Raw genomic sequence first — 16,854 nt, 5'->3', positions numbered from 1 at the left:
TGTGGAAGCACATCTGTTGGAATGGCTCAACCTGAGCGTGCGCTGGATACACATGATCACCGGTGTGGCCTGGATCGGCGCATCGTTCTACTTCGTCTGGCTGGAGAACAACCTCAATCGCGTCAACCCCAGGAACGGCCTGTCCGGCGATCTCTGGGCGATCCATGGTGGCGGTATCTATCACCTGGAGAAGTACAAGCTGGCACCACCCTCGATGCCGGAGAACCTGCACTGGTTCAAATGGGAAGCCTATTTCACCTGGATGTCGGGGATCGCCCTGCTGTGCCTGGTGTTCTACTGGAACCCGACCCTGTACCTGCTGGCCCCCGGCAGCACCCTGAGCGGGGGCGAGGGCATCGCCATCGGCGTCGGTTCGCTGGTCGCCGGCTGGTTCATCTACGACTTCCTGTGCGATTCGCCGCTGGGCAAGCAACCGGCCCTGCTGGGCCTGGTGCTGTTCGTGCTGATCATCGCCGCCTGCTTCGGCTTCAGCCAGGTGTTCAGCGGTCGCGGTGCCTACCTGCATACCGGGGCGATCATCGGCACCATCATGGTGGGTAACGTGTTCCGCATCATCATGCCGGCCCAGCGCCAGCTGGTAGCGGCCATCGAGGCCAACCAGACGCCGGATCCGGTCCTGCCGGCCAAGGGCTTGCTGCGTTCGCGGCACAACAACTACTTCACCCTGCCAGTGCTGTTCATCATGATCAGCAACCACTTCCCGAGCACCTACGGCAGCCAGTACAACTGGTTGATCCTGGCCGGTATCGCGGTAGCGGCGGTGCTGGTTCGCCACTACTTCAACACTCGCCATGACAGCCACAAGTTCGCCTGGACCCTGCCGGTCGCGGCGCTGGGCATGATCTGCCTGGCCTACGTCACCGGCCCGGCCGGCACTCCCGGCACCCCGGAAGTGGCCAAGGCCCCCGCCAAGATCGAGTACCAGCCGTTGCCGGAAACCGCCCTGGGCGGGGGTGCCAAGCCAGCCACCCAAGTCTCGGCGCCAGCTCCGGCCGCCAGCGCTCCGGCCCAGGCCGCCAATACCGGGCCGAGCTTCGAGAAGGTCCACAACGTGATCCAGGAGCGTTGCGCGGTCTGCCACTCGGCCAAGCCTACCAGCCCGTTGTTCAGCGCCGCGCCAGCCGGGGTGATGTTCGATACCCCCGAGCAGATCCGCTTGCAGGCGGCACGCATCCAGGCCCAGGCCGTCGCCAGCCAGATCATGCCCCTGGGCAACATCACCCAGATGACCCAGCAGGAACGTGAACTGATCGGCGCCTGGATCGCCCAGGGGGCCCAGACCAACTGATCAGCGCCTGGCGCCAGGCCCAGCGGCGAGCAGCTCGCGTCTACAGGATCGATGCTTCTGTAGGGGCGGGCTGGCTCGCCATCGGCCGATCATGATTTGCCTGTTGCTGCATACCACTACGCCAATGGCGCGGTGGCTAAATCACAAGAATAAAAAAGATCCGAGGTGTTGCATGTCCGATTCATCCGAACAGTGCGTCCCCGATGCGCCAGCCATTCAGCGCTTGCCTTTCCTGCAACTGATCCTGGTCGGCTTGCAGCACGTCCTGCTGATGTATGGCGGCGCGATCGCGGTACCGCTGATCATCGGACAGGCCGCTGGCCTGAGTCGTGAAGAAATCGCCTTCCTGATCAACGCCGACCTGCTGGTGGCCGGCATCGCCACTATCGTCCAGTCCTTCGGCATCGGCCCCATGGGCATTCGCATGCCGGTGATGATGGGCGCCAGTTTCGCCGCCGTGGGCAGCATGGTGGCCATGGCCGGCATGCCCGGCATCGGCCTGCAGGGCATCTTCGGCGCCACCATCGCCGCCGGGTTCTTCGGCATGCTGATCGCGCCCTTCATGTCCAAGGTGGTGCGTTTCTTCCCGCCCCTGGTCACCGGCACGGTGATCACCTCGATCGGCTTGTCGCTGTTCCCCGTGGCGGTGAACTGGGCCGGTGGCGGCGGGACCTCGGCACAATTCGGCTCCCCCATCTACCTCATCGTCGCCGGGTTGGTGCTGGGCACCATCCTGCTGATCCACCGCTTCATGCGTGGGTTCTGGGTGAACATTTCCGTGCTGATCGGCATGGGCCTGGGCTACCTGCTATGCGGCTTGATCGGCATGGTCGACCTCAGCGGCCTGGCCCAGGCGCCCTGGCTACAGGTGGTGACGCCCCTGCACTTCGGCATGCCGCAATTCAACCTGGCCCCCATCCTCTCCATGTGCCTGGTGGTGGTGATCATCTTCGTCGAGTCCACCGGCATGTTCCTGGCCCTGGGCAAGATCACCGGCCAGGAAGTCACGCCGCGCATGCTGCGCCGTGGCTTGTTGTGTGATGCCGGAGCCTCGTTCTTCGCCGGCTTCCTCAATACCTTCACCCATTCCTCGTTCGCCCAGAACATCGGCCTGGTACAGATGACCGGGGTTCGCTGCCGTTCGGTGACCATGGTCGCCGGCGGCTTGCTGATCGTCCTCAGCCTGCTGCCCAAGGCGGCCTTCCTGGTGGCGTCGATTCCCCCGGCGGTCCTGGGTGGCGCGGCCATCGCCATGTTCGGCATGGTGGCGGCCACCGGGATCAAGATCCTCCAGGAGGCCGACATCGCCGACCGGCGCAACCAATTGCTGGTGGCGGTGAGCATCGGCATGGGCCTGATACCGGTGGTACGCCCGGAGTTCTTCGCCCACCTGCCGCTGTGGATGAGCCCCATCACCCACAGCGGCATCGCCATGGCCACCTTGAGCGCCCTGCTGCTGAACCTGCTGTTCAACATCCTTGGGGGTGCCGAACGAGCCACCGACAGCCACCGGCAAGTCCACCAGCATTGAACGACCCGGGCGCCAGGTTGGCGCCCGAGCATGCCCTGAACCGATACCGCAGCCACGGCCCACCCTGGGCCCAGCGCTGCCTGCACCGCTGCGCCTTGATAATAAGAACAACCAGGGAGCACCACCATGCAGACTGCCCGCAGTTACCCAGTGGCCCCCATTCCCCGGGCGCCACGCAGCCAGGCCGCCAACGGTCATGGCCCTGCCATTCCCCATCCTTGCGAGCCGGTGGCCAGACCTGGCGCCCGGCCTGCCCCAGCGTGGCTGCAAGTACAGCGCTGTGCCGTACTTGAGCGCCGCCGTGGGAGCCAGTATTCTCCGCGGCCGCGCAACTCCGAGGTAAAAAAAAGCCCGGACGAAAAACCTGACCTGAAAGCCAACTTATCCCGGCCCAGGCAGGCATCAAGGCGCAAGAATCAAAGCACAAGAACCCTCTGCCGACTGTATCGCTACAGCCGGGCGGTGGTTCTTTCGCTTTTTTCGGCCTTGCCACAGCAGCCGTTAAAAGCGGCCGAGCTGAGTGATCGGACAGTGTTCGACGCAAAGAAAAAAGGCGCCACACCAGAGCGCCAGATCAAAAAAAACATTGAAACACCTATTTTGGGAGCAACCGAATGAAACCTGTGAGCACACGCCTGATGCTGGCCGCCGGCCTGCTGGCCGGGAGCCAGGCCATGGCCGGGGACCTGCTGCAATGGCAGAACAACAGCCTGACCTACCTGTACGGCAAGAACTTCACCATCAATCCGCAGATCCAGCAGACCGTGACCTTCGAGCACGCCGACGCCTGGAAGTACGGAGACAACTTCTTCTTCCTCGACCGCATCTTCTATAACGGCAAGAAAGACGGCAACGTCGGCCCGAACACCTACTACGGCGAGTTCACCCCGCGTCTGTCGTTCGGCAAGATCTTCGACCAGAAGCTGGAATTCGGCCCGATCAAGGATGTGCTCCTGGCCTTCACCTATGAATTCGGCGAAGGCGACAACGAGTCCTACCTGGTAGGTCCCGGTTTCGACCTGGCGGTACCCGGCTTCGACTACTTCCAGCTCAACTTCTACCAGCGCCACACCGAAGGCAGCCGCCCGGGCGACAACGTCTGGCAGATCACCCCAGTGTGGTCCTACACCATTCCCGTGGGCCGCTCGGACATCCTGATCGACGGCTACATGGACTGGGTCGTGGACAACGACCGCAATTCCAAGGGCACCTACCACGCCAACCTGCACTTCAATCCACAGGTCAAGTACGACCTGGGCAAGGCATTGAACTGGGGCGCCAAGCAGCTGTACGTCGGTTTCGAGTACGACTACTGGAAGAACAAGTACGGCGTCCAGGACTCTCGCGCCTTCGAGACCAACCAGGACACCGCCAGCCTGCTGGTCAAGTACCACTTCTAAGCGGCATCCCGGGTGCTGCCTTCGATGGCTGGAGGCAGCACGCAAAATATCGACCAATTCGATAAAACCAGCGCACATTTCGCAACCATCGATCGATGAGATAGGCATAACATCCCGCTCATTCCACTTATCGACCAGGAGTTGCTCCATGACCCAACTGCGCAAGGTACTCAGCGTCCATAGCGGCCAGCCCGCATCCGACGGTGCCGGAGTGAAACTGACCCGGGTCTTCGGTGGCCAGGGCGTCGAACGCTTCGATCCGTTCCTGATGCTCGACGAATTCGGTTCACAAAACCCCGACGACTACATCGCCGGCTTCCCGCCCCACCCGCACCGTGGCTTCGAGACCGTGACCTACATGCTCGAAGGCCGCATGCGCCATGAAGACCACCTGGGCAACGTCGGCCTGCTGCAAAGCGGCGGCGTACAGTGGATGACCGCTGCCAAGGGCATCATCCACAGCGAGATGCCGGAACAGGAACAAGGCGTGATGCGCGGCTTCCAGTTATGGCTGAATCTGCCGGGCCGGCACAAGCTCGATCCGGCCGCCTATCGCGATATCCAGCCCCAGGACATCCCGCGGCTGACCACGGCTGGTGGGGTCGAGGCGGTGGTGATCGCCGGACGCTTCGACGATGGTCACAGCCAGCAGGCCGGAGCAGTGGAGCGCCCCCATACCGAACCGCATTACTTCGACCTGCACCTGCCGGCCGGGGCCTCGGTCAGTCCACGACTGCCGGCGGGACACCGAGTGTTGCTGTACGTCTATGAAGGTTCGATCGAGTTGCCGGGGCACCCGCAGAGCGTCGCCAGCAGCCGCCTGGTACGCCTGGCCGACGAGGGTGAGCTGCGCCTGGACAGCCGCGCGGGCGCCCGGGTGCTGCTGATTGCCGGCAAGCCCCTGGGAGAACCGGTGGTGCAGTACGGCCCTTTCGTGATGAATAGCCGGGAGGAAATCGAGCAGGCCTTGCGGGATTTTCGCGATGACCGCCTGACCGACTGAGGCTCGTAGGCCAGGGGTTTCAGGCCGGGGCCAGGGCCTTGCGCAAACCGAGGAAACGCACCAGCTCCCCAGCCTTGGCCAGGGCGTCGCTGCGGCCCAGCTCGATCAACTCGCTGCAGTAGGCTGCTTCGAACAGCAGGTAGCTCAGCACCCCGGCACCACTGGTACGGGTCGCCCCCGGCCCGCGCAGGAACAGGCGCAAGGCCGCCGGCAATTCGTGGCGGTGACGCGCGGCGATCTCGTCGATCGGCTGGCTGGGGGCGATCACCAGCACCTCCACCGGAGCGATGCCCAAGCCACTTTCGCTGGCGCCGCCCGGTACCAGTCGGGTGAAGTGATTGAGCCGCTCGAGCAGTTCGATGTCGCTTTCCAGGCTGTCGATGAAGGTGCTGTTGAGCATGTGGCCGCCGATCTGCGCCAGGGTCGGCTCCTGGCCGGTGTAGGTGCGCTGCATGAGACTCTGCGGGTCGTTGCCCCGCGGGTTGCCGCTGACCCCGACCACCAGTACCCGGCTCGCGCCCAGGTGCAGGGCCGGGCTGATGGGCGCCGACTGGCGCACCGCGCCATCGCCGAAGTACTCCTGCTGCAGCTTCACCGGGGCGAACAGCAGTGGAATGGCCGAACTGGCCAGCAGGTGATCCACAGTCAAGCGCGTGGGAAGACCGATCCGCCGGTGCCGCAGCCAGGGATCGATCACTCCGCCGCCCTGGTAGAAGGTCACCGCCTGGCCGGATTCATAACCGAAAGCCGTGACCGCCACCGCGTGCAGTTGCCCCAGGGCGATGGCCTCGTCGATCCCCGCGAGCTGCATGTGCTGGTCGAGCAGATCGCGTAGCGGCGAGCTGTTGATCAACGCCACCGGCACCTGGGAACCCAGGCCCAGCAGGCTGTGGCCAACGAAGCGGCTGGCCTGGCGAATCACTCCCGGCCAATCGCTGCGCATCACCTGGTGACTGCGAAAGTTGCCCCAGAAAGTTGTCAGGCGTTCGATCGCCGCGGAAAAATTGCTGGCACCACTGGCCAGGCTGACCGCATTGATCGCGCCGGCGGAAGTGCCGACGATCACCGGAAACGGATTGCGGGCCCCGGGCCCCAGCAATTCGGCGATCGCCGACAGCACCCCCACCTGGTAGGCCGCTCGGGCCCCACCGCCGGAAAGAATCAAACCTGTGACCGGTTGCACCGCACTCATCAATCCACTCCATCCATGACGCCTTGGGGGCGCTAGTCACTGTCGGGGAATCAACCGCGTTTCGGGTAAAGCCGGGGCTCGCCTGGCGGACGGCTCTTGAAACGCCGGTGGGCCCACAGGTACTGCTCGGGGCAGGCACGCAGCGCGCTCTCGACCCACTGGTTGATCCGCAGGCAATCCGCTTCCTCGCTGGCGCCGGGAAAGTCCGTCATCGGCGGATGGATCACCAGCCGATAACCGCTGCCATCGGCCAGGCGCTCCTGGGTGAACGGCACCACCAGCGCCTTGCCCAGGCGGGCGAACTTGGTGGTGGCGGTGACCGTGGCGGCCTGGATGCCGAACAGCGGCACGAACAGGCTCTGCTTGGCGCCGTAGTCTTGATCCGGCGCGTACCAGATGGCGCGACCGGAGCGCAGCAGCTTGAGCATGCCGCGTACGTCCTCGCGCTCCACCGCCAGTGAGTCGAGGTTGTGTCGTTCACGGCCACGACGCTGGATGAAGTCGAACAGCGGGTTCTTGTGCTCGCGGTACATGCCATCGATGGTGTGCTGCTGGCCCAGCAGGGCCGCGCCGATTTCCAGGGTGGTGAAGTGCAGGGCCATGAGGATCACTCCCTGCCCTTCGCGCTGGGCTTGCCTGAGGTGCTCCAGCCCCTCGACATGGGCCAGGCGTGCCAGGCGCGGCTTGGACCACCACCAGCTCATGGCCATCTCGAAGAAGGCGATGCCGGTGGACGCGAAGTTCTCCTTGAGCAGGCGCTTGCGCTCCTGGGCGGACTTTTCCGGGAAGCACAGCTCCAGGTTGCGCTGGGCGATCCGCCGGCGCTCACCGGCGACCCGGTACATCAGGGCTCCCAGGGCGCGACCGATCAGCAGTAATAAAGGATAGGGCAGCTGGACGACCAGCCATAACACCCCGAGACCCAGCCACAGCGGCCAAAAGCGAGGATGAAGGAATGCAGCTCGAAAACGCGGGCGATCCATTACAGATTCCGGACAGACAACAAGGTCGCGCATTCTACAACGGTTCGACCTGGCTTGCGGCCCGCGGGCGTTCTCGTTATAAGTCTCGGCACTTTTAGTGACAAGCCGCCCCCTGCAGACCATGAGCCAAACCGAATTGCTAGACCAAGATCCTGTCTTCCAGTTAAAGGGCAGCATGCTCGCCATCACTGTGCTGGAGCTGGCCCGCAACGACCTGGAAGGTCTCGATCGCCAGCTGGCCGCCAAGGTCGCCCAGGCCCCGAACTTCTTCAGCAACGCCCCACTGGTACTGGCCCTGGACAAGCTGCCCGCCGCCGAAGGCTCGGTGGACCTGCCCGGGCTGATGCGCGTCTGCCGTCATCACGGCCTGCGGACCCTGGCCATCCGCGCCAGCCGCATCGAGGACATCGCTGCGGCGATCGCCGTGGACCTGCCGGTACTGCCGCCTTCCGGAGCCCGGGAACGGCCACTGGAGCCGCCGGAAAGCGAAGTCCGCAAGGCGCCGGAAAAGCCCCCTGAACCCACGGTCAAGCCGACCCGCATCATCACCTCGCCAGTACGTGGTGGCCAGCAGATCTACGCCCAGGGTGGCGACCTGGTGGTGGTGTCCTCGGTCAGCCCCGGTGCGGAACTTCTCGCCGATGGCAATATCCATGTATACGGCCCGATGCGTGGCCGAGCCCTGGCCGGTGTCAAGGGCGACACCAAGGCACGGATTTTCTGCCAGCAACTGAGCGCCGAACTGATCTCCATCGCTGGCCAGTACAAGGTCTCCGAGGACCTGCGGCGCGACCCCCTCTGGGGCTCTGGAGTCCAGGTCAGCCTGTCGGGTGACGTGTTGAACATCATCCGTCTTTAACGGATACTGCCGTATTTTCCAAGCATCTCTAAAACGTAGCGAATACGGCTCAAACGAAGTGGGAAATTGGCAATAAGCAGCGTTTATCGAAGATAAACCCTGCCACTGACCGAGCTCCAGCCAAGGCTGTCCGACTGCAGTAGTTTTCAAGAGATGTTTTTCAGGGACCCAAAGTCCTTTTTCCTTAGGGGTGAAACACCTTGGCCAAGATTCTCGTTGTTACATCCGGCAAGGGTGGTGTGGGTAAAACCACCACCAGCGCCGCTATCGGTACCGGCCTCGCTCTGCGTGGCCACAAGACTGTCATCGTCGACTTCGACGTCGGCCTGCGTAACCTCGACCTGATCATGGGCTGCGAGCGTCGCGTGGTGTATGACTTCGTCAACGTGGTAAATGGCGAAGCCAACCTGCAACAAGCCCTGATCAAAGACAAGCGCCTGGAAAACCTCTACGTACTGGCCGCCAGCCAGACCCGCGACAAGGATGCCCTGACCCAGGAAGGCGTGGAAAAAGTCCTGATGGAGCTCAAGGAGTCCTTCGACTTCGTGGTCTGCGACTCCCCGGCCGGCATCGAAAAAGGCGCCCACCTGGCCATGTACTTCGCTGACGAAGCGATCGTCGTGACCAACCCGGAAGTATCCTCGGTCCGTGACTCCGACCGCATGCTGGGCCTGCTGGCCAGCAAGTCGCGTCGCGCGGAAAAAGGCGAGGAGCCGATCCAGGAACACCTGCTGATCACCCGCTACCACCCCGAGCGTGTCGAGAAAGGCGAAATGCTCGGCGTCGAAGACGTCAAGGAAATCCTCGCCGTCCGCCTGCTGGGCGTGATCCCGGAATCCCAGGCGGTACTGAAGGCTTCCAACCAGGGTATCCCTGTCATCCTCGACGACCAGAGCGATGCCGGCCAAGCCTACAGCGATACTGTCGATCGCTTGCTGGGCAAGGAAAAAGAACACCGGTTCCTGAATGTCGAGAAGAAGGGATTCTTCGAGCGCCTGTTTGGAGGTAGATAATGAATCTTTTCGACTTCTTTCGTGCCAGCAAAAAGGTCAGTACCGCGTCGGTAGCGAAAGAGCGTCTACAGATTATCGTGGCGCATGAACGCGGCCAGCGCAGCACCCCCGATTACTTGCCCGCCTTGCAGAAGGAACTGGTGGAAGTGATCCGCAAGTACGTCAATATCGGGTCCGATGATGTGCAGGTCGCCCTGGAAAACCAGGGTAGCTGCTCGATCCTTGAACTCAACATCACTCTGCCTGATCGCTGATCGACCGGGCGGAAACCACGGCGGCTCGCGGGCCTCATGCATGCATGGGGTCGGCTAGCCGCCGTTGGCGTTTGTTACGAGACTGTTTTGATGCCGTTGTCCAATATCCACATCCTGTACCAGGATGCCGCCATTCTGGTGGCGAACAAACCTACGCTGCTGCTTTCGGTGCCCGGTCGCGCCGACGACAACAAGGACTGCCTGATCACCCGCCTGCAGGAAAACGGCTATCCCGAAGCCCGCATCGTCCACCGCCTGGACTGGGAAACCTCGGGAATCATTCTCCTGGCCCGGGACCCGGACACCCATCGCGAACTGTCCCGGCAGTTTCATGACCGCGAAACCGAAAAAGCCTATACCGCCCTGTGCTGGGGCCAGCCGGAACTGGACAGCGGCAGCATCGACTTGCCTCTGCGCTATGACCCGCCGACCAAGCCACGGCACGTGGTGGACCACGAGCAGGGCAAGCACGCCCTGACCTTCTGGCGCGTGCTGGAGCGCTGCGGCGACTGGTGCCGGGTCGAGTTGACCCCTATCACCGGCCGCTCTCACCAGTTACGAGTACATATGCTGTCGATCGGCCACCCATTGTTGGGCGACGGTCTCTACGCCCATCCCCAGGCCCTGGCCGCCTGGCCGCGCCTGTGCCTGCATGCCAGCATGCTGGCCTTCACCCACCCCCAGACCGGCGAGCGCCTGCGCTTCGAATGCCCTGCACCGTTCTGACGACATCCGATTCTCCAGCGCCTATTCAGTAGTAAGGACACTCGAAACGATGACGCCCCCTGCATTACCGTCTTCCCCCAGCCCAGTGAAAACACCGCAACAACTGCTCTATCTGGTCTACGGCAACAATCCGATTTACCGGCGCGAAGTCAAGTTCAGCATCCTCACCGCCCTCAGTCACTTGAAGAGCAGTGAATCGCTGTGCATCAGGATCATGACCGACCGGCCAGAGGACTATGCCGGCTGGCCCGTGGACACTGTCACCCTGGATGAGCAGATCCTGCAGCAATGGCAGGGCCAAAACGGCTACCACCACCGGCGCAAGGCCTGCGCCATCGCCAGCGGCTTGCAATACGCCGAGAAGACCCTCTTCGTCGATACCGACACCCTGTTCCTGAAGAGCCCGCATCTGCTGTTCAAGCAGATCAGCCCTCGGCGTTACCTGATGGACTGCTTCGAATATCACTGGCGGGACGTCAGCAAGCGCCCGGCCTACCACAAGCTCGGCCAGTGCCTGAAGCCCCACGGCATCGAGCCTGATAGCGACTTCCGGCTCTACAACAGTGGGCTGTGCGGCCTCACCGACAGCGACTTGCCGATACTGGAACGGGCCATCGAACTGATCGACGAGTGGACCCGCGAGCCTTTCGAGATCCATACCATCGAACAAGTCGCCCTGTCATTCAGCATGCGCGGCAAGCCAGTACAGGAAGCCAGGAAACACGTCTATCACTTCTTCGCGGCAAAACGCTTCTTCCATCCCATGCAGGCGTATTTTTTTGCTCTGCACGGCGAAGACTACCGCTGCGAGCTGATCAAGCTGTGCCAGGAAATGCCCCGGAGCAAACCCCTACCACCCCTATGGCAACGACTGCAGATCAAGTGGCGATTGCGCAAACTCAAAGGGGGACAGAAAAAGATCGGCCGCGACGTGCTCTATGGCAGTTCGCTGCCCGATACGCCGTATCATTCGGCGTGCCGGCATGCCTGGTGGGAATGTGCATCCCGTGAAATCGGCCGCTGCGACGAACAACAGCAAGCCATGCTGGCCCTTGAGGACAACACCTGGCCGGAACACCTGCCAATGCCCGAGCGCCAGGAAGACCACCCGGTCATTCTCGGCTACCTGCGCCAACACACCGCCTGAGGCTCCCTCACCCACAGGATGGGCAAGCACCGCATGCTCTTGCCCATAGGCCCTGCCCAATACGTTAAACTCGCGCCACTGCTGTCTGGAGCTACTTATGCGCGAAGAGCTGAACCAAGGCCTGATCGACTTCCTCAAGGCCTCCCCTACCCCTTTCCATGCCACTGCCAGCCTGGCTCAACGCCTGGAAGCAGCAGGCTACCAGCGCCTGGACGAGCGCGAGCCGTGGACCACCGAAGCCAATGGTCGCTACTACGTCACGCGCAACGATTCCTCCATCGTCGCCATCAAGCTGGGTCGGCACTCCCCTCTGCACGGCGGCATCCGCATGGTCGGCGCCCATACCGACAGCCCGTGCCTACGGGTCAAGCCCCAACCAGAGCTGCAACGCCAGGGCTTCTGGCAACTGGGCGTGGAAGTCTACGGCGGCGCATTGCTTGCCCCCTGGTTCGACCGCGACCTGTCCCTGGCCGGCCGAGTGACCTTCCGCCGCGATGGCAAGGTGGAAAGCCAACTGATCGACTTCAAGGCGCCGATCGCGATCATTCCCAACCTGGCCATCCACCTCAACCGTGAAGCCAACCAGGGTTGGGCCATCAACGCGCAGAACGAACTGCCACCGATCCTCGCCCAGTTCGCCGGCGACGAGCGCGTGGATTTCCGTGCCGTGCTGACCGACCAGCTGGCCCGTGAACACGGCCTGAACGCCGACGTAGTGCTGGACTACGAGCTGAGCTTCTACGATACCCAGGGCGCGGCGGTGATCGGCCTGCACGAGGACTTCATCGCCGGCGCGCGCCTGGACAACCTGCTGTCCTGCTACGCCGGCCTGCAGGCCCTGCTCAATGCCGATAGCGACGAAACCTGCGTGCTGGTGTGCAACGACCATGAGGAAGTCGGCTCCTGCTCGGCCTGCGGCGCCGACGGCCCGATGCTCGAGCAGACCCTGCGCCGCTTGCTGCCCGAGGGCGACGAGTTCGTGCGCACCATCCAGAAGTCGCTTCTGGTCTCCGCCGACAACGCCCACGGGGTCCACCCCAACTACGCCGACAAACACGACGCCAATCACGGCCCCAAGCTCAACGCCGGCCCGGTGATCAAGGTCAACAGCAACCAGCGCTATGCCACCAACAGCGAAACCGCCGGTTTCTTCCGTCACCTGTGCATGGCCGAAGAGGTGCCGGTGCAGAGTTTCGTGGTGCGCAGCGACATGGGCTGCGGCTCGACCATCGGCCCGATCACCGCCAGCCACCTGGGTGTGCGCACCGTCGATATCGGCCTGCCGACCTTCGCCATGCACTCGATCCGCGAGCTGTGCGGCAGCCACGACCTGGCCCACCTGGTCAAGGTGCTGAGCGCCTTCTACGCCAGCCAAGAGCTGCCGTAAACCACCAACCGCTGCTGGCACAGGCACTCGCACCTGCGCCAGCGCGGCCCCGGTACCGGCGACAGATCGCCGGTCGCTGATGCACATCACTACGAATCGCGACAAAACGACCTAGACTTATAAACATTCCTTCTGAGGAGGCCATTGCCATGATTTCGATGTCTTCATTCCATGCCATGCTCGTGCCGATCCTCATTGGCATGATCTTGCTGGCCATCGGCTTCAATTTCCGCGACAAGAACCTAGGCGTGCTCAGCATGTGGATCGGCATGCTGCTGATCCTCGGCACCGTGGTCTACAAGATCCTGGCCAAGCTCGCGGAATAAAAGCGCCGCTCGCCCTCGCATTGGATTTGGCGGCCTCGTACACTCGGTCGATACCGTAAACGTCCGAGGTTGACCGCCCAGTGTTCGCTCGTCTGTTCGCCCTGCCCTGCTATGTGCTCGTCTGCCTGCTGACCCTCCTGCCCCTCAACAGCGCCCAGGCCGTCGGCCTGCCTGGCCTGCTGGGCAACCAGGCCAAGCCCCAGCCGCAAGCCGAGGAGCCCCTGGGGCAGTCCCTGGACCAAGTGATCAAGTCCCTGGAGAACGACCAGCAGCGGGCCAAGCTGCTGGCGGACCTCAAGCGCCTGCGCGACACCACGAAAAAAGCCCAGCCCACCCCCGAGGAAGGCGTGCTCGGGCTGATCGGCGGCACCTTGTCGACCCTGGAGAAGCAGTTTTCCGGCGCTGACAGCCCCGCGACCCGCTGGACCGACGAGTTCGAGCTGGCCAAGCAGGAACTGGCGGCCCTGGTTCTGCCGGCCAGCCAGTGGCTGCCGATCATCTTCGCTTTTGCCCTGATCCTCATGGTCTGGAGCCTGCTGGCAGCGGCGCTGATCTGGCTCAGCCATCGCGTGCGCCTGCGCTTCGGCCTTACCGAGGACCTGCCCCAGCACCCCAAGACCTGGGACCTCTTGCGCTTCGCCTTGCGCAAGCTCGGCCCCTGGATGATCGCCCTGCTGATCACCGTGTACATGACCTATTCCCTGCCCTCGTCCCTGGGCAAGGACCTGGCCATGGTCCTGGCCTATGCCCTGGTGGTCGGCACCTGCTTCTCGGCGATCTGCGTGGTGGCATTCTCGGTGCTCGACGGCCCCCACCGCCATCGCGCCCTGTATATCCTGCGGCGCCAGGCGTTTCGGCCGCTGTGGTGGATCGGCAGCTTCGCCGCCTTCGGCGAGGCCCTGAGCGATCCGCGCATGGTAGCCAGCCTCGGCCAGCACCTGGCCCATACCGCCGCGACCTTCGCCAATGTCATGGCCGCCCTGTCCACCGGGGTGTTCATCCTGCGTTTCCGGCGGCCGATCGCCCACCTGATCCGCAACCAGCCCCTGGCGCGCCGCCTGACGCGCCGGGCCTTGAGCGACACCATCGAGATCATCGGTACGTTCTGGTACCTCCCTGCCCTGGTGCTGGTGGGCATCTCGCTGTTCGCCACCTTCGTCTCCGCCGGCGACACCAGCACCGCCCTGCGCCAGTCGCTGCTATGCACCGTGCTGCTGGTGCTGTGCATGGTGATCAATGGCCTGGTGCGCCGCCATGCCCAGCGCCCCCACCGCGGGCACAAGCGCCATGCGCTGTATTCCGAGCGGCTAAAGGGGTTCTTCTACACCCTGGCCCACCTCGCCGTGTGGCTGGCATTCATCGAACTGGGCTTGCGGGTCTGGGGCATGTCGCTGATCCGCTTCACCGAAGGCGACGGCCACGAAGTCAGCGTCAAGCTGTTCGGCCTCGGCGGCACCCTGATCTTCGCCTGGCTGATCTGGATCCTCAGCGACACCGCCGTGCACCACGCGCTGACCCGCTCGCGCAAGGGCTTGGCCAATGCCCGCGCCCAGACCATGATGCCGTTGATCCGCAACGTGCTGTTCGTGGCGATCTTCATCATCGCCACCATCGTCGCCCTGGCCAACATGGGCATGAATGTCACGCCGCTGCTGGCCGGTGCCGGTGTGATCGGCCTGGCCATCGGTTTCGGCGCTCAGTCGCTGGTGGCGGACCTGATCACCGGCCTGTTCATCATCATCGAGGACTCCCTGGCCATCGACGACTACGTGGATGTCGGCGGCCACCTGGGCACCGTCGAGGGCCTGACCATCCGCACCGTGCGCCTGCGGGACATAGACGGCATCGTCCACACCATTCCGTTCAGCGAGATCAAGAGCATCAAGAACTACTCCCGGGAGTTCGGCTACGCCATCTTCCGCGTGGCGATCCCCCACAACATGGAGATCGACGATGCGATCAAGCTGATGCGCGATGTCGGCCAGAAGATGCGCAGCGATCCGCTGCAGCGGCGCAATATCTGGTCGCCCCTGGAGATCCAGGGGGTGGAGAGCTTCGAATCCGGCAGCGCCATCCTCCGCGCCCGCTTCAAGACCGCGCCGATCAAGCAATGGGAAGTGTCCCGGGCCTTCAATCTGTCGCTCAAGCGCCACCTCGACGAGGCCGGGCTGGACCTGGCGACCCCGCGCATGAGCATCCAGGTGGTCACCGCCGGGGGCGGCTCCCAGGCCGAGGCGTAAGGCCAGCCGCACGCCGGGGCACGGCTGCGCGCTCCATGGCAAGGCGGTCCAGACAGGGCGGCACAGCACGCCACGGGACCTGGCAGCCCCGTACTACAACAACAATCAAGGAGAGAGTCCCCATGCAGCTATCCACTATCGCCAGCGCTTGCCTGGCCAGTGTCCTGGCCTTGTCCGGCCACTACGTCCATGCCGCCGACGACAGCGCCATGGCGCAGGCCCGCAAGCACATCGCCGAACAGGCCAAGGCGCTGGAACCGACACTGCTGGCAACCCGTCGCGATATCCATGCCCACCCTGAACTGGGCAACACCGAACACCGCACTGCCGAGCTGGTAGCCACGCAGTTGCGCGCCCTGGGCCTGGAAGTCCGGACGGGCGTCGCCCGCACCGGCGTGGTGGCGGTGCTCAAGGGTGGCCTGCCCGGCCCCACCGTGGCCTTGCGCGCCGACATGGACGCACTGCCGGTCAAGGAGGTCGCGGACCTGCCGTTCGCCTCCAAGGCCAAGGGGCGCTACCTGGACAAGGAGGTGGACGTCATGCACGCCTGCGGCCACGACGCCCACACGGCAATCTTGCTGAGCACGGCGAAAGTCCTCAGCGACATGCGCGAGCGCCTGCCAGGCACCGTGGTGTTCTATTTCCAGCCCGCCGAAGAAGGCCCGAGCGATTTCATTCCTGACGGCAAGAACGTCTGGGGCGCGAAGATGATGGTGCAGGAAGGCGTGATGCAATCGCCCAAGCCGGACGCGGTGTTCGGCCTGCATGTCTGGGCCGGGATTCCCGCCGGGCGCATCGCCTATCGCCCGGGCCCGACCCTGGCCAGCTCCGACGACCTGCGCATCCGCATCCTCGGCAAGCAGACCCACGCCGGCCGCCCCTGGGACGGCATCGACCCGATCACCGTCGGGGCCCAGGCCATCGTCGGGCTGCAGACCGTGGTCAGCCGCCGTACCGATATTTCGTCGTACCCGTCGGTGGTCAGCATCGGCACCATCAACGGCGGCACACGCTACAACATCATTCCCGAATCGGTGGACATGACCGGCACCATCCGCTCCTACGACTATGGCATTCGCCAGAAACTGCACAGCGATGTACGCCAGACCGTGGAACGGATCGCCGAGAGCGGCGGCGCCAAGGCCGAAGTGAGCATCATCGAGAAGTACGACCCGACCATCAACGACCCGGCCCTGACCGAGAAGATGCTGCCAAGCCTGCGCTGGGCGGCCAAGGACGATGTGGTGCAAGGGCCGCTGGTGGGCGGCGCGGAGGACTTTTCCTTCTATGCCAAGCAGGCGCCGGGACTGTTCGTGTTTCTCGGCGTGACGCCCCGGGACCAGGACATGGCCAAGGCCGCGCCGAACCACAACCCGGGATTCTTCGTCGACGAGTCGGCGCTGGTGGTGGGCGTGCGGACCCTGGCGTCCTTGACCACCGACTATCTATTCGCCGGAGCCAAGCCCTAGGCGCTGTCCAACCCT

At 63.7% G+C, this 16,854-nt stretch carries 16 protein-coding genes; 14 read left to right on the top strand and 2 right to left on the bottom strand.

The annotated features are described in order from the left end of the window. Position 1 precedes the first annotated feature (1 nt). The 5 genes from GDH07_RS20830 (at position 2) to GDH07_RS20810 (ending at position 5,243) form a co-directional block, all read left to right on the top strand. On the top strand, positions 2 to 1,309 hold the full coding sequence (locus GDH07_RS20830; protein ID WP_053133266.1) for a urate hydroxylase PuuD: 1,308 nt from the start codon (positions 2 to 4) through the stop codon (positions 1,307 to 1,309). A 172-nt stretch (positions 1,310 to 1,481) separates the two neighbouring features. Next, on the top strand, positions 1,482 to 2,840 hold the full coding sequence (locus GDH07_RS20825; protein WP_022640171.1) for a nucleobase:cation symporter-2 family protein: 1,359 nt from the start codon (positions 1,482 to 1,484) through the stop codon (positions 2,838 to 2,840). 126 nt (positions 2,841 to 2,966) lie between these two features. Next, positions 2,967 to 3,458: a hypothetical protein gene (locus GDH07_RS20820; RefSeq protein WP_152898749.1), complete on the top strand. Its 492-nt coding sequence runs from the start codon at positions 2,967 to 2,969 to the stop codon at positions 3,456 to 3,458. Further along, on the top strand, positions 3,455 to 4,240 hold the full coding sequence (locus GDH07_RS20815) for an outer membrane protein OmpK (RefSeq protein WP_031320285.1): 786 nt from the start codon (positions 3,455 to 3,457) through the stop codon (positions 4,238 to 4,240). The genes GDH07_RS20820 and GDH07_RS20815 overlap by 4 nt, the downstream gene beginning before the upstream one ends. A 148-nt stretch (positions 4,241 to 4,388) precedes the next feature. Continuing rightward, the gene (locus tag GDH07_RS20810) at positions 4,389 to 5,243 is read left to right on the top strand and encodes a pirin family protein (RefSeq protein ID WP_152898748.1); all 855 of its coding nucleotides are present in this window, start codon (positions 4,389 to 4,391) and stop codon (positions 5,241 to 5,243) included. Positions 5,244 to 5,262: 19 nt separating this feature from the next. Here GDH07_RS20810 and GDH07_RS20805 read toward each other — a convergent pair whose 3' ends face one another. Next, the gene (locus GDH07_RS20805) at positions 5,263 to 6,435 is read right to left on the bottom strand and encodes a patatin-like phospholipase family protein (RefSeq protein ID WP_152898747.1); all 1,173 of its coding nucleotides are present in this window, start codon (positions 6,433 to 6,435) and stop codon (positions 5,263 to 5,265) included. Between the two features lie 50 nt (positions 6,436 to 6,485). Continuing rightward, positions 6,486 to 7,418 (bottom strand): lipid A biosynthesis lauroyl acyltransferase, encoded by a 933-nt coding sequence (locus GDH07_RS20800; RefSeq protein ID WP_022640175.1) that lies wholly within the window; start codon positions 7,416 to 7,418, stop codon positions 6,486 to 6,488. Between the two features lie 121 nt (positions 7,419 to 7,539). On the opposite strand from GDH07_RS20800, the gene minC reads away from it, so the two are divergent. The 9 genes from minC (at position 7,540) to GDH07_RS20760 (ending at position 16,839) form a co-directional block, all read left to right on the top strand. Beyond that, entirely contained in the window at positions 7,540 to 8,277 is a 738-nt protein-coding gene (minC, locus tag GDH07_RS20795; RefSeq protein ID WP_053133272.1) for a septum site-determining protein MinC, read from the top strand. Between the two features lie 200 nt (positions 8,278 to 8,477). Further along, positions 8,478 to 9,290: a septum site-determining protein MinD gene (gene minD / locus GDH07_RS20790; RefSeq protein WP_031320287.1), complete on the top strand. Its 813-nt coding sequence runs from the start codon at positions 8,478 to 8,480 to the stop codon at positions 9,288 to 9,290. Next, entirely contained in the window at positions 9,290 to 9,544 is a 255-nt protein-coding gene (gene minE, locus GDH07_RS20785) for a cell division topological specificity factor MinE (RefSeq protein WP_010224188.1), read from the top strand. Before minD ends, minE begins: the two co-directional genes overlap by 1 nt. Positions 9,545 to 9,634: 90 nt before the next feature. Continuing rightward, positions 9,635 to 10,270, top strand: coding sequence for an RluA family pseudouridine synthase (locus GDH07_RS20780; RefSeq protein ID WP_152898746.1), 636 nt, complete (start codon positions 9,635 to 9,637; stop codon positions 10,268 to 10,270). Positions 10,271 to 10,319: 49 nt separating this feature from the next. Beyond that, positions 10,320 to 11,417, top strand: a complete 1,098-nt coding sequence (locus GDH07_RS20775) for a hypothetical protein (protein ID WP_152898745.1) — start codon at positions 10,320 to 10,322, stop codon at positions 11,415 to 11,417. Positions 11,418 to 11,514: 97 nt separating this feature from the next. Continuing rightward, a complete protein-coding gene (locus tag GDH07_RS20770) occupies positions 11,515 to 12,804 on the top strand; it encodes a M18 family aminopeptidase (RefSeq protein ID WP_152898744.1) in 1,290 nt (429 codons plus the stop codon). Between the two features lie 149 nt (positions 12,805 to 12,953). Then, positions 12,954 to 13,130 (top strand): hypothetical protein, encoded by a 177-nt coding sequence (locus GDH07_RS32340; RefSeq protein WP_022640180.1) that lies wholly within the window; start codon positions 12,954 to 12,956, stop codon positions 13,128 to 13,130. A gap of 80 nt (positions 13,131 to 13,210) precedes the next feature. Further along, positions 13,211 to 15,370: a mechanosensitive ion channel family protein gene (locus GDH07_RS20765; RefSeq protein ID WP_343038302.1), complete on the top strand. Its 2,160-nt coding sequence runs from the start codon at positions 13,211 to 13,213 to the stop codon at positions 15,368 to 15,370. A 122-nt stretch (positions 15,371 to 15,492) separates the two neighbouring features. Beyond that, complete coding sequence (locus tag GDH07_RS20760) at positions 15,493 to 16,839, top strand: amidohydrolase (protein ID WP_022640181.1); 1,347 nt, start codon at positions 15,493 to 15,495, stop codon at positions 16,837 to 16,839. Positions 16,840 to 16,854 lie beyond the last annotated feature (15 nt).

The organism is Pseudomonas piscis, assembly GCF_009380155.1.
GTDB classification, from domain to species: Bacteria; Pseudomonadota; Gammaproteobacteria; order Pseudomonadales; family Pseudomonadaceae; genus Aquipseudomonas; species Aquipseudomonas piscis.
The sequence above is the reverse complement of the archived record's forward strand: the minus strand, read 5'-3'. Positions and strand labels throughout refer to the sequence as shown.

Coding starts and splice junctions, on each gene's coding strand:
- GDH07_RS20825 (WP_022640171.1), top strand. CDS start 1,482: ATGTCCGATTCATCCGAACAGTGCGTCCCCGATGCGCCAGCCATTCAG.
- GDH07_RS20820 (WP_152898749.1), top strand. CDS start 2,967: ATGCAGACTGCCCGCAGTTACCCAGTGGCCCCCATTCCCCGGGCGCCA.
- GDH07_RS20815 (WP_031320285.1), top strand. CDS start 3,455: ATGAAACCTGTGAGCACACGCCTGATGCTGGCCGCCGGCCTGCTGGCC.
- GDH07_RS20810 (WP_152898748.1), top strand. CDS start 4,389: ATGACCCAACTGCGCAAGGTACTCAGCGTCCATAGCGGCCAGCCCGCA.
- GDH07_RS20805 (WP_152898747.1), bottom strand. CDS start 6,435: ATGAGTGCGGTGCAACCGGTCACAGGTTTGATTCTTTCCGGCGGTGGG.
- GDH07_RS20800 (WP_022640175.1), bottom strand. CDS start 7,418: ATGGATCGCCCGCGTTTTCGAGCTGCATTCCTTCATCCTCGCTTTTGG.
- minC (WP_053133272.1), top strand. CDS start 7,540: ATGAGCCAAACCGAATTGCTAGACCAAGATCCTGTCTTCCAGTTAAAG.
- minE (WP_010224188.1), top strand. CDS start 9,290: ATGAATCTTTTCGACTTCTTTCGTGCCAGCAAAAAGGTCAGTACCGCG.
- GDH07_RS20780 (WP_152898746.1), top strand. CDS start 9,635: ATGCCGTTGTCCAATATCCACATCCTGTACCAGGATGCCGCCATTCTG.
- GDH07_RS20775 (WP_152898745.1), top strand. CDS start 10,320: ATGACGCCCCCTGCATTACCGTCTTCCCCCAGCCCAGTGAAAACACCG.
- GDH07_RS20770 (WP_152898744.1), top strand. CDS start 11,515: ATGCGCGAAGAGCTGAACCAAGGCCTGATCGACTTCCTCAAGGCCTCC.
- GDH07_RS32340 (WP_022640180.1), top strand. CDS start 12,954: ATGATTTCGATGTCTTCATTCCATGCCATGCTCGTGCCGATCCTCATT.
- GDH07_RS20760 (WP_022640181.1), top strand. CDS start 15,493: ATGCAGCTATCCACTATCGCCAGCGCTTGCCTGGCCAGTGTCCTGGCC.